The sequence below is a fragment of the Streptococcus sp. SO2 genome, assembly GCF_030440025.1.
Map to the genome: position 1 here is coordinate 350,179 of NZ_JAQFJH010000002.1, position 14,106 is coordinate 364,284.

The 14,106-nt window shown below is 42.2% G+C and carries 15 protein-coding genes; 2 read left to right on the forward strand and 13 right to left on the reverse strand.

What is annotated here, in order from left to right; genetic code table 11:
* Positions 1–38 precede the first annotated feature (38 nt).
* From PCY17_RS04035 to PCY17_RS04045, 3 genes are read right to left on the reverse strand one after another with little or no spacing between them, the layout of a single operon-like run.
* Positions 39–1,799, reverse strand: coding sequence for an ABC transporter ATP-binding protein (locus tag PCY17_RS04035; RefSeq protein WP_000428387.1), 1,761 nt, complete (start codon positions 1,797–1,799; stop codon positions 39–41).
* Positions 1,789–3,558, reverse strand: coding sequence for an ABC transporter ATP-binding protein (locus PCY17_RS04040; protein WP_301391966.1), 1,770 nt, complete (start codon positions 3,556–3,558; stop codon positions 1,789–1,791). Before PCY17_RS04040 ends, PCY17_RS04035 begins: the two co-directional genes overlap by 11 nt.
* Entirely contained in the window at positions 3,542–4,003 is a 462-nt protein-coding gene (locus PCY17_RS04045; protein ID WP_000360517.1) for a MarR family winged helix-turn-helix transcriptional regulator, read from the reverse strand. The genes PCY17_RS04040 and PCY17_RS04045 overlap by 17 nt, the downstream gene beginning before the upstream one ends.
* Before the next feature lie 192 nt (positions 4,004–4,195).
* Between PCY17_RS04045 and PCY17_RS04050 the strand changes: the two genes are divergently transcribed.
* Positions 4,196–4,900: a CD20-like domain-containing protein gene (locus tag PCY17_RS04050; protein WP_049520830.1), complete on the forward strand. Its 705-nt coding sequence runs from the start codon at positions 4,196–4,198 to the stop codon at positions 4,898–4,900.
* 50 nt (positions 4,901–4,950) lie between these two features.
* On the opposite strand, the gene PCY17_RS04055 is transcribed toward PCY17_RS04050, so the two are convergent.
* Together PCY17_RS04055 and PCY17_RS04060 are read right to left on the reverse strand one after the other, a co-directional pair.
* Positions 4,951–5,667, reverse strand: a complete 717-nt coding sequence (locus PCY17_RS04055; protein WP_000532894.1) for a YebC/PmpR family DNA-binding transcriptional regulator — start codon at positions 5,665–5,667, stop codon at positions 4,951–4,953.
* Positions 5,668–5,763: 96 nt separating this feature from the next.
* Positions 5,764–7,134 carry an MATE family efflux transporter gene (locus PCY17_RS04060; RefSeq protein ID WP_301391967.1) on the reverse strand — a complete coding sequence of 457 codons (1,371 nt, stop codon included), beginning with the start codon at positions 7,132–7,134 and terminating at the stop codon, positions 5,764–5,766.
* 109 nt (positions 7,135–7,243) lie between these two features.
* Here PCY17_RS04060 and PCY17_RS04065 point away from each other — a divergent pair, with 109 nt between their 5' ends.
* Positions 7,244–7,798 carry a GNAT family N-acetyltransferase gene (locus PCY17_RS04065; RefSeq protein WP_301391968.1) on the forward strand — a complete coding sequence of 185 codons (555 nt, stop codon included), beginning with the start codon at positions 7,244–7,246 and terminating at the stop codon, positions 7,796–7,798.
* A gap of 131 nt (positions 7,799–7,929) precedes the next feature.
* Here the strand turns inward: PCY17_RS04065 and PCY17_RS04070 are convergent, their stop codons facing one another.
* The 8 genes from PCY17_RS04070 to ndk all read right to left on the reverse strand — a co-directional run bounded on the left by PCY17_RS04070 (position 7,930) and on the right by ndk (position 14,049).
* Complete coding sequence (locus PCY17_RS04070) at positions 7,930–8,124, reverse strand: PspC domain-containing protein (RefSeq protein ID WP_000415528.1); 195 nt, start codon at positions 8,122–8,124, stop codon at positions 7,930–7,932.
* 129 nt (positions 8,125–8,253) lie between these two features.
* Positions 8,254–9,405: a recombinase RecA gene (gene recA / locus PCY17_RS04075; RefSeq protein WP_001085520.1), complete on the reverse strand. Its 1,152-nt coding sequence runs from the start codon at positions 9,403–9,405 to the stop codon at positions 8,254–8,256.
* A gap of 54 nt (positions 9,406–9,459) precedes the next feature.
* Positions 9,460–10,716 carry a competence/damage-inducible protein A gene (locus PCY17_RS04080; RefSeq protein WP_000642672.1) on the reverse strand — a complete coding sequence of 419 codons (1,257 nt, stop codon included), beginning with the start codon at positions 10,714–10,716 and terminating at the stop codon, positions 9,460–9,462.
* Between the two features lie 72 nt (positions 10,717–10,788).
* Positions 10,789–11,829: an LCP family protein gene (locus PCY17_RS04085; protein WP_000592175.1), complete on the reverse strand. Its 1,041-nt coding sequence runs from the start codon at positions 11,827–11,829 to the stop codon at positions 10,789–10,791.
* Between the two features lie 4 nt (positions 11,830–11,833).
* A complete protein-coding gene (locus PCY17_RS04090; RefSeq protein WP_049519192.1) occupies positions 11,834–12,355 on the reverse strand; it encodes a GNAT family N-acetyltransferase in 522 nt (173 codons plus the stop codon).
* Positions 12,345–12,788, reverse strand: coding sequence for a tRNA (adenosine(37)-N6)-threonylcarbamoyltransferase complex ATPase subunit type 1 TsaE (gene tsaE / locus PCY17_RS04095; protein WP_049519193.1), 444 nt, complete (start codon positions 12,786–12,788; stop codon positions 12,345–12,347). The genes PCY17_RS04090 and tsaE overlap by 11 nt, the downstream gene beginning before the upstream one ends.
* 83 nt (positions 12,789–12,871) lie before the next feature.
* Positions 12,872–13,495 carry a hypothetical protein gene (locus PCY17_RS04100; RefSeq protein WP_049519194.1) on the reverse strand — a complete coding sequence of 208 codons (624 nt, stop codon included), beginning with the start codon at positions 13,493–13,495 and terminating at the stop codon, positions 12,872–12,874.
* 134 nt (positions 13,496–13,629) lie between these two features.
* Positions 13,630–14,049 (reverse strand): nucleoside-diphosphate kinase, encoded by a 420-nt coding sequence (gene ndk, locus PCY17_RS04105; protein WP_049519195.1) that lies wholly within the window; start codon positions 14,047–14,049, stop codon positions 13,630–13,632.
* Between the last annotated feature and the right edge of the window lie 57 nt (positions 14,050–14,106).

The window sequence follows — 14,106 nt, forward strand, 5'->3', positions numbered from 1 at the left end:
TAGTGCAGAAAAAGAAGGCCGTCAAGCCTTCTTTAGATTTATTCTTCTGCTTCGTCTTCTGTAAATTGACTATTGTAGAGATCCGCATAAAAGCCACCTTGCGCCATCAGCTCCTCGTGATTGCCTTGCTCGATGATATTTCCATCTTTCATGACAAGAATCAAATCTGCATTACGAATCGTTGACAAGCGGTGGGCGATGACAAAGGAAGTTCTGCCTTCCATCAAACGGTCCATGGCTTTTTGAATCAACTCCTCTGTACGTGTGTCGACTGAAGATGTCGCTTCATCCAAAATCAAGAGTGGTGCATCCTTAAGAAGTGCACGAGCAATGGTCAAGAGTTGTTTTTGCCCAACAGACAAGGTCACAGTGTCATCCAAAACAGTATCGTAGCCATCTGGCAAGGTCATGATAAAGTGGTGGATTCCCACAGCCTTGCTGGCTTCCATCATTCGTTCATCACTGATGTCTGTCTGATTATAGATCAGGTTCTCTCGAATCGTTCCTTCAAAGAGCCAAGTGTCCTGCAAGACCATTGAAAAGGCATCGTGTACTTCTGAGCGTTTCATGTCCTTAGTATCCACGCCATCGATGCGGATACTTCCCTTATCTATCTCATAGAACTTCATCAAAAGATTGACAATGGTTGTCTTCCCAGCCCCAGTCGGTCCAACGATAGCAACCTTCTGACCTGCATGAGCTGTCGCAGAAAAGTCATGGATAATGGTGCGCTCTGGTGTATAGCCAAAGGACACATGATCAAAGACTACTTCCCCTTTCATATGGGCCAATTGTCTTTCCTTATGAGATTCATCCTGCATCTCAGCTTCAGCTAGAAATTCTAATACACGAGTCATGGCTGCACTCGCTTGTTGCAAGCTCGTAATCCCTTGGGCAATCTGTGACAGAGGTTGGGAGAAGGTCCGTACGTAAACCATAAAGGCTACAATAATCCCGATACTGATATGCCCTTCTAACGCCAGCGCGGCCCCAACGATGATGACTAAGACATAACTAAAGTTCCCAACAAAGAACATGGCTGGCATCATGATACCAGAAATAAACTGAGATTTCCAGATACTATCATGCAAGTTCTGGTTTAAACCTGCAAATCTCGCTTTGGAGGTGTCCACTGCGTTGTAGCTGGTCACTACATTATGGCCAGAGTACATTTCTTCTACGTAACCATTGACGGCCGCTAGATTATTTTGTTGGGCTTTAAAATAACCCTGTGACTTGGCCATGATTACGGAAACCGCCGCAAAACCAACAAGGGTTGATACAACTGTTACCAATGCCAAAATCCAGTTCATCCCAAACATGGTCACCAAGACAGCAATCAACAAGAAACTAGCTGAAAGAACTGTCCCTAAACTTTGGTTGAGAGATTGCGCTGCTGTATCCACATCATTGGTCACGCGCGAAAGGGTATCTCCTTGTGAATGACGGTCAAAATAGCCAAGTGGCAAACGATTAATCTTTTCAGCGATAGCCGTCCGCAAGCGTTTTGAAAAATGTTGGATACTCGTTGAAAAGATATAGGCCTGTGTATAATTAAGGATAGCTCCAAATACATACAGAACAACCAAAAATCCAGCAATGTTTGACACAGCTACCAAGTCGATTTCTGTAGCCAAGCCATCTGAAATCAAGTTAGTAATTTCTTTAATCTTAGTTGGACCATAAACGGTAATGATGCTTGAAATGACCGCAGCCACAACTGCTATTAGGAGAGGGAGTTGGAGGCCCGCCATATAAGGTTTGCACTGTTTCCAGACCGAAACTTTTTTATTTTCCATGTTCCAATTCCTCCTTCGATAGTTGTGAGTAGGCAATTTCTTGGTAGACTTCGTTGGTTGCAAGAAGTTCCTTGTGGGTGCCTTGTCCCACGACTTTACCTTGATCCAAAACCAAGATCAGGTCGGCGTCCATAATGGTAGAAATCCGTTGCGCTACGATGAGCTTGGTCATGGATTTTGTTTTCTTAGCTAGCTCTTGGCGAAGGACACGATCTGTCTTGTAGTCCAAGGCTGAGAAAGAGTCATCAAAGATGAGAACCTCTGGTTTACGAGCCAAGGCACGCGCAATGGCCAGACGCTGTCTTTGTCCACCTGAGAAGTTGGTTCCGCCTTGAGCCACTTCTGATGCAAGACCTGCTTCCTTGTCTTCGATGAAGCATTTAGACTGGGCCAATTCCAAGTCTTGCCACATAGCAGCTTCGCTTAGAGGAGTTTCTTTGCTCTTACCAAAGTCCAAGTTCCCCTTGACATCTCCAGAAAAAAGTACAGCTTTTTGTGGAATATAACCGACCTTATTACGCAAGTCTTCTAAATCATAATTCTGTACATTGACACCATCAACTAGGATTTGTCCATCTGAAACATCGTAAAAACGTGGCAAGAGGTTGACTAGGGTGGACTTACCTGATCCAGTCGATCCGATGAAGGCTACGGTTTGACCCGCTTCTGCTTTGAAAGTGACATGTTCCACGACTGCTTCAGAGTTTTTAGAGTAGCGGAAAGTCACATCACGGAATTCCACTTGTCCTTGAACTGAAGGATCCGCTGTCTGTGCATGACTAGGATTTTCAATAGAAGAATGCAGATCCAATACTTGATTGATACGTCCTGCCGAAACCAAGGTACGAGGAAGAACGATAAAGAGTGCTCCCATGAGAAGGAAGCCCATCACGACCTGCATAGCATAGGACATGAAGACCACCATATCACTAAAGAGTGGCAGACGTTCTGTCAAACTTGCATCGTTGATGATATAGGCACCAATCCAGTAAATGGCTAAACTTAATCCACTGGAAATCGCCATCATGATCGGGTTCATAATCGCCATCAATCGATTGACAAAGAGATTAAGACGTGTTACCTCATCGTTGGCTGCTTCAAATTTCTTATCTTGGTAATCTTCCGCATTGTATGCACGAACAACTCGAATCCCCGTCAAACTTTCACGAGTGATACTATTGAGTTTATCTGTCAATTTTTGGATGACCGATTGTTTTGGAAAGGCCAGAGTCATGAGAACGGTGGTCATCAAGACGTTGACAATAACAGCCACAACGACTGCCCAGAGCCAGTATTCCGATTTCCCAAGGATTTTTCCAATGGCCCAGATAGCCATAATTGGCCCACGAGTAACCACTTGCAAGCCCATGGTAAAGAGCATCTGAACCTGCGTAATATCATTGGTCGCTCGAGTCAAAAGACTGGGGATTGAAAAACGTTTGATTTCCGTTTGCGAAAAATCTAGAACACGATTAAAAATATCTCTTCGCAAGTGAGTCGTGTAAGACGCTGCAACACGAGAAGCAAAAAATCCAACTGTTACAGAAGACAGAAAGGCTAGGAGAGATAAGCCCATCATCTTGGCAGCAGGAGACCATAGTTGTCCTAACTCCGTACCCGGTGTTCCAATCAATTCTGTTATTTCTGAAATATAGGTCGGCACTTCTAACTCGAGATAGACCGAGAAACAAGTGAAAAGAACAGTGAGTAGGATCATCCCCCACTCTTTTCCTGTAATACGTTTAGCGAGTTTCTTCATTCTCTCCTCCTATCTTCTCAACATTTTCTTGCAACTGACCGAGAACCTTTTCAAAGATTGCCAAGTCTGACTTTGAAACCCCCTCTAGCAGACTCTGATCGATCCGATCAAAAAAAGCCTTAACTTTTTGCATCTGCGAACGCGATTTCTCCGTCAGGCGAACAAATTTTGCCCGCTTATCGCTCGGGCTGGCCTCTAGCTCAACCAAACCATTTTGCACCATACGCTTGACTAGATTACTCGCCACAGATTTGGTAATATTGAGTTCCTGCTCGATATCCTTAATCAAGACCAATTCCTCTTTTTGTTCACAATGATCTAAAAAACGCAGAACCTGCCCTTGCGGTCCACCCATAAATTCAATGCCACATCGCTTAGCTTCTTTCTGTACCATCAGATGAAGCTGGTGTCCAAAACGTTTGAACATTAACATCGGCTTGTCCATGATTGCTCCTTTCTTACGATAAATATAGTTCTCACAAGAACTATTTAAGTTCCCATGAGAACTATTTTATCATTTTCAGAAAAGATGTCAAGAAAAAAGTTTCCAAGAGAACTATTTTAGTTTAAATTGACATTAGGCAATATTTTTTCTATAATAAGCACTAACTACTGTGGATAGAAATCCATTCACTCGATGAAGGGAGAAAGCTTTCAAATGAAACCAGAAGAACAAAGAGTTTTAGGAATCTTAGCAACCATTTTTGGAGCCATCGCACTTTTAGGGTCCTGGATTCCATTTATTAACTATCTATCATTTTTCATCGCCATTGTCGCATTTATCTTGGGGATTATCGGCCTTATCGTCAATCTCAAAAAACGGAAAACCATGGCCATTATCGGAACATCCCTCGCAGTTGCTTCTGTTGTACTTTTCTTTACGACCCAAGTACTGTACGCTAATGTCTACAAAGAGTTTATCAGGGAGTTTAACCGTTCCTACAGCGAGGCAAGTGCCTCAATGGAGCGCGAAGAAGAAAGCGACTTGACAGATGATAGCGCCTATTCCATCCCAGAGGAGGAAGAAGACGATAACTTCACCTGGACCCAGGAACAGTTCGACGCCTTAATCGAAGGTGACCTTGATAACAAAGGAAAAGGTGGTACCAACTACAAGGATATTATCAAAAAACACGGACTACCAGACTCCGAGTTTGACTCCACTATCGGAGGCTATGATACGAGAAAAATCACCTATATCTCCATTGGTGACAAGATCAAGACTGTTACCTTAACTTTTGCAAAACAGGACAATGGACAACTCTTGCTCGTCCAAAAACATGCAGTCGGTCTAGGTCTAGAAAAAAGCAAGAAACAAAACGATTCTGAAACCAGAGTCTAAGTTCAAATATCAAAAAAAACGAACAGCTAGTAAAACTGTTCGTTTTTCTATTAGAATCCATCTACGTTTGTGTAGATCTTTTGTACGTCTTCGTCGTCCTCAAGAACGCTGTAAAGTTTTTCAAAGGTTTCAAGGTCTTCGCCTGACAATTCCACTTCAGACTGAGGAATCATTTCCAATTCAGTCACTTGGAATTCTTCGATACCAGACTCACGAAGGGCAACGATAGCCTTGTGAAGGTCTGTTGGAGCTGTGTAAACAGTGATTGTTCCTTCTTCTGCTTCTACATCGTCCACATCCACATCTGCTTCTAGCAATTGCTCAAAGACTGCATCAGCGTCCTCACCCGCAAATACGATCACACCCTTGTTATCAAAGAGGTATGAAACTGAACCTGAAGCACCCATGTTTCCGCCGTTTTTACCAAAAGCTGCACGGACATTGGCTGCGGTACGGTTGACGTTTGAAGTCAAGGTATCCACAATCAACATAGAACCATTTGGTCCAAAACCTTCGTAACGTCCTTCTGTAAAGGTTTCGTCTGTGTTTCCTTTTGCTTTATCAATCGCTTTATCGATAACGTGTTTTGGCACTTGGGCTTGTTTCGCACGGTCGATAACGAATTTCAAAGCAGTGTTTGATTCTGGGTCTGGATCACCTTTTTTAGCTGCTACATAGATTTCTACACCAAATTTTGCATATACTTTAGAGTTAGCTCCATCTTTAGCCGTTTTCTTGGCTACGATATTGGCCCATTTACGTCCCATTAGGAATCTCCTTTTTTCACATTTTAATCTTTCTTATTATAACACAAGTTTTTTCGATTTTCACTAGAGGAAATGGATTTTATTCAGCAAATCCAGCTAGGATTGTCCTTTGGCTGCCAAGATTGCCTTGCCTTCTTTTATCAGGGGATGGCGGAAAAGTGAAAAGTACAGTTGGGTGGTCATGGCAACCCAGATAAGGGGTTCACAAAGGATAACTCCCCTATAGCCTGCCCAAGGGATAATCAAAACTACAAAAACAATTTTCCCGATTAGTTCTATAAAGCTGGAAACTAGAGGAAGGACTTTCTGCCCCAATCCCTGCAAGCAATTCCGATAAATCAGCAAAAGGCTCAAAATCGGATAAAAGACTGAACTGATTTGCAGGTAGAGGCTACCATTTTCTACCAAGTAAGTATCTGTCGAACTGGCCAAGAAAGAAACCAAACTAGGACTGGCAAAAAAGAGGAAGATACAAACAAAACCTGCCCAGGACATGCTCAGGCGACTCCCAATACCAAGTCCTTGAACAATGCGGTCTGGTCGCTTGGCCCCGAGATTTTGAGAGGCAAAGGTCGTCATAGCAGAAGAAATAGCAGTCATCGGAAGGAGAGCAAAGGCCATAATCCGTCGAGCTGCTGTTTGTGCACTAATAATCACAGCTCCAAAAGTATTGACAGAAGACTGTAAAATCACGCTACCAATGGACACAATCGAACTCATCAGACCCATGGCCAAACCTTGTTCTAAAAGATCCGCGTACAAGGCCTTGTTCCATTTAAAATGCTTGAGTTGAGGGAGCAGTTCTGGAACACTCTTGCGGATATAATAAAAGCAGAGAACCGCTGATAAGCCTTGAGAGATAATGGTAGCAAGGCCCGCAGATTGAACTCCCAGATGCAGTTGCGTAATAAAATACAAATCTAGAACCACATTAACCAAAGCAGAAAAAATCAGAAATCCAAGAGCTGCTAGACTGTCTCCAATGGATCGCAACAAGCCTGCAAAAAGATTATAGGCAAAGCTGACACCTACACAGGTCACAATCATAGAAATATATTGATAGGATTGAGGAAGGATTTCTGCAGGGGTATCTAAATATTGCAAGAGTGGATACAGACCGACAAATCCCATCAGCATGATCACAATGCTCAAAAGAACACCTAAAATCCAAGTTGCTGCTACTGCTTCCTTGATTTTAGTGAAATTCCGAGCCCCATAATAGCGGGCAATGACGATCCCCATGCCATTGCCAACACCAAGCGTAAAGCCTATAATCAAGTCAAAAATGGCAGTTGTCGCCCCTACTGCTGCCAAGGAATCTTGACCAAGAAATCGTCCAACAATCAAGACGTCAGCTGTATTATAGAGCTGTTGGAAAATATTTGACAGCAAGATTGGAAAGGCAAAGCTTAACAGCGCAGGAAGAATAGGACCATGTATCAAGTCCACGGATCGTTTCTTATTCATAAAGCTATTATATCAGCTTTCTAAAGGAGCGACAAGGCTCTATCACTAAGTTTGCAATCAATTGCTTACAGAGAGACAATTTGCTATAATCAAGAAAAGGAGGTCATTTATGAATTTGACCAGTCAATTAATAACCGATGCATTTCCCGATCTGGATAAGGTTGAAAAGCTAAACAAGGAAGCTTTCCCCAAGGAAGAACGAGTCCCTCTATCCGAGTTCTTGCGCTATCAGGACCGAGAAGACGCTCACTTTTTTGCCTTTTATAACCAAGAAGAGTTTGTCGGCTTTGCTTTTGCCATCTCCAATCAAAAAGCTTTTTATATCAGCTTTTTTGCCATCATGCCCCACTTGAGAAGCCACGGATATGGAAAAGAAATCATCGAAAAGCTGACTGATTTTTACCAGCGAACCATGTTATTGGAAGTCGAGCGATTGGACGAAGAATGCGATAACTTGGAGCAGAGAAAGGCACGCATGGACTTCTACCGCCAAAATGGTTTCAAAACAGCCAACGCTTTTCTAGAGTACGAAGGTTTGAGTTTTGAAATTCTCTACCGTGGCGACCATTTTGACGAAGAAGCCTATCGCGATATCTTCCAAAAGTTACAGAATGAACATTATTTTGACTTTCATATAGAGTATCGTCGTTTTAGTGACCATTAAACAAGACTTGTCCATCTGGTGAAGAACCTCTCTTTTTCGATAGAAGCTACATATAAAAATGCATGTAATCCACGATTACATGCATTTTTTATTTTCAACTGATCAGAATAAACTTTTATTCTCTCTATGGCTTAAGCTTCTGCATTGCCTTCTGGAAGAAGGAAGTAGAGAACAGCATAAGCTAAGATTCCAGAACCACCAAGTAGGGTGAAGATAATCCAAAGTGCACGAACAAGTGTGTGGTCCATGTTAAAGTAGTCACCGATACCAGCACAAACACCAGCAATCTTTTTGTCTTGTACGTTTCGAACAAGGCGTTTTTCCATTATAGTAGTCTCCTTTTTATAGAATGATTTAATTTTTTTGATTAAATACTCTTTTATTACGCTTTTGAAGCTTATGGAGACTTAATATTTAAACATAAAAAGCAGAGAAAGACTTCTCCGCTTTTATTTTTAATCTTCAATTTCGATTTCAAGTCCGTCGCCTAGGTCAAGTGTTACTTCTTGGTTAGGTGCTAAATCTTCTGCAACAGAGGTAGGAGTTGTTCTTTCTTCATCTTCAATCAAACCATATTGAACACGGACTTGGTGGTCAATGGCATCAAAGATTTCTGGGTGATCCGCCAAGTATTTCTTAGCATTTTCAGATCCTTGTCCGATTTTTTCACCCTTGTAAGAGTACCATGCTCCCGCTTTTTGGATGATATCGAGATCACTTGCAATCTTCAAGAGCTCACCAGTCTTAGAAATTCCTTCTCCGTACATGATTTCAACAAAGGCTTCCTTAAATGGTGGAGCTACCTTGTTTTTCACGACCTTGATCTTGGTTTCCTTACCGACATTGGTATCTTTTTGATCACCAGTTCCCTTGATTTGTGTGCTTCCACGAACATCCAAACGGACTGAAGCGTAGAATTTCAAAGCACGTCCACCAGGTGTTGTTTCTGGATTTCCAAACATGACTCCAACTTTTTCACGCAATTGGTTGATAAAGATGGCAATTGTTTTGGTTTTATTGATAGAAGCACCAAGTTTACGCATGGCCTGGCTCATCATACGAGCTTGCAAACCAACGTGACTATCTCCAATATCCCCATCAATTTCCGCACGAGGTACAAGGGCCGCAACCGAGTCGATAACGACAAGGTCAACTGCACCTGAGTCAATCAATTTTCCAGCAATTTCAAGACCTTGCTCTCCTGAGTCTGGTTGTGACAAGAGCAATTCGTCAATGTTCACACCAAGGGCTGCAGCATAGGCTGGGTCAAGAGCATGTTCCGCATCGATAAAGGCTGCAATACCACCTTCTTTCTGTGCTTGCGCAACAGCGTGAAGGGCAACCGTTGTCTTACCAGATGATTCTGGTCCATAGATTTCGATGATACGTCCTTTAGGATAACCACCTGAACCAAGAGCAATGTCCAGAGCCAATGAGCCTGAGCTCATCACTTGAACTTTTTGCTCCGCGCGCTCACCCAAGCGCATGATTGAGCCTTTACCAAAGTCTTTTTCGATCAATTTAAGAGCATCGTTCAATGCTTTTTCACGGTCTGCTCCAAATTTTTTCCCAATTTCATCTAATTTTTTTGTTGGTTTTTTCGCCATTTTGTTCTCCTATATTCTACTGGTCCTTAGACCTATCTTTCATTATACCAAAATTTAGTCACTTAATAAAGCCTTGCGAACTAGGTTAAAGGCATGCATGACCGCAATATGTCGGACATCTGCTCGACTCCGTCCTGCGATATTAGCCTTGATCACCTCTGTCCCTTTGGCATGTGCCAGTCCAATAAAAACTGTACCAGCTGGATGACCCTCTAGGCTATCTGGCCCAGCTACACCTGTCAGACTGACTCCATAATCAGACTGAGTCTTGATCCGTGCCTGCTCTGCCATTTTTCGAGCCGTAAACTCAGAAACAACCCCGTGTTCTTTTAGCTCTTGCTCGGAAATATCCAACATCTTGGACTTTTCTTCTAGGCTGTAAGTGACAAAACCGCCATTAAAGATTGCTGAAACGCCCGAAAAGTCTGCTAATGTCGCTTGAAAGAGACCTGCCGTCAAGCTTTCTGCCGCAGTAATGCTTTTCTGTCTCTTCTTTAGCTCTTCTACAACGACACTTGCGAGGCTGGTTTCTTCCCCATATCCGTAACAGATGTCTCGTAAAGAAATTCCCTCGAAAGTTTGGCGACTCAAGATTTGATTTTCTAAGATATCCAGCGCTTGATCAGCCTTTTCTTGACTAACTGCTTTTGTAGACAAGCGCAAGGTCACTTCTCCTGTTTTGGCATACGGCGCCAAAGTCGGATCGGTTTGATGGTCAATCAAATCCGCCAAAATGGTCACCAACTGACTCTCCCCAATTCCAAAGAAACGGAGCACACGTGAGTATAACTTGGTACCAGTCATTAACTTAGGTAAGAGTTGATTTAAGACCATAGGTTTCAATTCACTAGGTGGTCCCGGGAGGACCACGTAGGTCACGCCATCCACTTCCGACACCCCTCCTACTGCTAAACCTGTCTCATTTGGCAGTGGAGTCGCCCCTTCTACAATTTGGGCTTGGCGCTCATTATTCGGTGTCCGAGCATAGTCAGGTCTATGAGCAAAGAAAATATCCAGTTTCTCTTGCGCTTGAGGGTCAAACACTAGATCTTTTCCCAAAAATTTTGCCAGGGTTTGTTTGGTCAAATCATCCTCGGTTGGTCCCAAGCCCCCTGTCAAAATCACAAGATTACTACGTTGACTCGCAATCTCAAGCAAGGACAAAAGACGAGCTTCATTATCTCCAACAGCTGTTTGGAAGTAGACATCTACCCCGATTTCGGCTAGTTTCTCTGATAAAAACTGAGCATTGGTATTGACAATCTGCCCTGTTAAAATTTCTGTTCCAACAGCAATAATTTCTGCTTTCATGTTTCCTCCTACTTATCTATTCGAATTTTTTTGAAAAAATCGCAGGAAATTTCCCACGATTTGATTCTTTTCTTATTCTGCTTCTTCGTTTGAAGCGTTCGTACTGGTTGAAGGTGCTGTCCGACCAAAGGCTGTTTCGTACAGTACCGCATTGGTTTCCAATTCTGTCACCGGCTCTTTACCTAGTGAACTACGCAAGAGATTTTGCATTTCAAGCATATGTTCTGAAGTGACAATCTGATAAGAAATTCCCTGTAGCTCAGCATCTTCCCCACGCAATTGATGCGTTTCGATATTCTTGAAAGAATCTTGATAGCCAAGCAATTGTGGAATGCTCTTAGCTGACAAGTCCACATTGGTCTGCATGTTATCACTCAAAGCTTTGAGGATACCTTGATAATGACTCACACTGTTTAGGCTCAAAACCTTCTCAACGATCTTTTGAATAACTTCACGTTGACGTTTTTGACGACCATAGTCTCCCTCTGGGTCTTGGTAACGCATCCGTGAATACACCAGAGCTTCCTCCCCATTCAAGGTTTGTTCTCCAACACCGATAGAAATCTTATTAAACTCCTCTTGGTCAGCAATCGAAATTGGGAAACCGAGTGTATTGTTGACGGTGATCCCACCAACTGCATCCACCAATTGTTGAAGCCCCTGCATGTTAACCATCACATAGCGGTCAATGTGGATATTCATCATCTTTTGAATAGTAGAAATTGCAAGTTCCGCACCACCATTAGCATAGGCCGCATTGAGTTTAGCTTCCTGAACTTGACCGTTTCCAGTCTCAATCTTGGTCAAAATATCCCGTTCCAAACTCATCATAGTGGTTTTCTTTGTTTTGGGATTAACCGTCAAGAGAATCATGGAATCACTATTTCCCGCCCACGGGTCTGTACGTTCCACATTTCCCGTATCTACCCCCATCAAGAGGATGGTCAGAGGCTCCGTCGCTTCGATAACGTTGGTTTCTTCCCCGATTTTTTTGTAAGTCTTTTTACTTAGGGTTTCTGTTCCCTGTTGGTAGATGGTATAGCCATAAACCGCTACACCTAAAACTGTTACTGCTAGGAAACCTAGCACCATTCCAATTAATTTTTTAATCATCTCGTTATTTATTTATCAGTCTGCCCATAAGGCAAACATCTAAAAATGTCCCTTCTGCTAAATAGGCTCCTCTTTCTTGCAAGCCTTCTGTTATAAATCCCATTTTTGAATAGAGGTGGATAGCGGCCTCATTTCGTTTTTGCACACTAAGTTGTAAGCGACGCAAAACAGCACTCGATTTAGCCCACTCAATACCTTCTTCTAGAAGTATGGTAGCCAAACCTTGGTTCCAAAATTTCTTTTGAATAGCCAAAAAAACATCTCCAATATGCCGAACCCTTACACGCTGATCAGCAGTGATATTCAAAACACCTGCAATCTCATCATTCAGTAAGGCGAGGAGAGTGATTTGATTTTCTGAAGCAGCTTGTTTTTCGATAAAAAGAGCCATTTCAGACGCAGTCATCCCTATGCCATGTTCATCCAAGCTAGTGTAGTCTGTCTCTCGACCGACTTGATTTAAAAAAGCAACCAAAAATGCGGCATCTTGAATCTCAGCCTCACGAATACAAAGATCATACTCCATCATGAAGCTCCTTAATGAGGTGTTCAGCTCGAGAACCATGAGCTATAAATTGAAGGCAACGACCGTCGGCTTCTTTCAAAATTTCCAACTCCAAGTAAGAATCTGGTAAATCTTCACCCAAAAGATGCCCCCACTCAATAACAGTCACACCACCACCAAAGAGAAACTCATCCAAGTCAATAGAATCAGCGTCCCCTTCGATACGGTAAACATCAAGATGATAAAGTGGCAAGCGTCCTTCATACTCTCTGACAATGGTATAGGTTGGACTTTTAATCATCTGACGGATATCCAAGCCCTTGGCAAGGCCTTTTGTAAAGGTTGTTTTACCCGCACCTAACTCTCCAGTCAAGATTAGAACATCGTCTTTTTGAAGCAAATGACCTAATCTTTCTCCGAGAGCTAGAAGCTCTTCTTCATTTTTTGTGTGCATGCTACTATTATACCAAAAAGTTTTCTTTTGTGTGAATTTTCTTTATGGACTTACTATAACAATTTTGAAAGATTCTCCTCCACTTAAAAGAATACAACTATTGAAAAAACAAACAGGATATCCCGAATCAGGTGCCCATAAAAGGAGATTTCCCTTTGGATACATTTGGGAAAAAGGAAACGTGCGCATAGAAAACCAACACTGATATAAAAGAAAATCGAGGAAATCACTAAGGGATTCCTCAAGAAAACCATCGTAGCTAGAACGGAAATGACGACTGTTTTCTTTTTATTGAGGTGATTTTCTATATCGCGAAAAATTTTATCAAAAGGTAAGAAAATCAATAGATCTACTCCTAGCAAGAAAAAGAAGGAGGGTAAAAAGAGGTCAACCAGTTCCTGTTGCAGCCTGCTAGTGGTTTGGATACTTTCTGAGAGAACCAAACAGGTTGCCAGAAGATTGACTGCTAAAAGGAGACCATAAATAAGACTCACTTTCTTTTGAACATGTAAAATACTGTGCTTTGACTGGTCTGCTGTATGAAAATAATTTATCACAGCACAAAAAACAGAAATTCCTACTAGAAAAATCAAAAAATAAGCATTGGTCTGCTTCAACGATAAAAAGGATTCTTTCCATAATAGACAACTAGCAAAACTAATCTGGATGACCGCAGCCAACAATAATAGGCGAATTGATTTTATCATTTCTTGTCCCTCCATATAAGGGATTATACCCTGTAAGGAGTGTGAAATGAAGAATGCCCTCTCAAGTGTTCTTTTTTTATGCTCAACTGCCCAAAAAACAGTTCTGTTGTGCACAGAACTGTTCTTTTACCGGTCTAATCCTTAAACCAGAGAGCAATTTCTCGTTTGGCAGAAGCTTCCGAATCAGATCCGTGAACCACATTTTGAATGGCTTGATTGTCTCCTGCTGCTTTAGCAAAATCTCCTCGGATAGTTCCAGGCAAGGCTTCTTCTGGACGAGTAGCCCCCATCATAGTCCGCCAAGTTTCAATCACTTTCGGACCTGATAGAATGCCCACCACTACTGGTCCTGAAGTCATAAACTGACGGATAGGAGGATAAAAACTTTTTTCAACCAAGTCTTGATAGTGTTGGTCAATCAAATCTTCTGAAACTGCTGAACGCAACTCTAATTTTTCGAGTTTGAAACCTCGTTGTTCCATTCTTTGCAGAATTTCGCCAATCAGCCCTCTTTTCACACCATCTGGCTTAATGATAAAGAATGTTTGTTCCATACGGACACCTCCTTGGCATTTTAGTTCTTCTATTCTACCATACTTTATGAAAAAGTG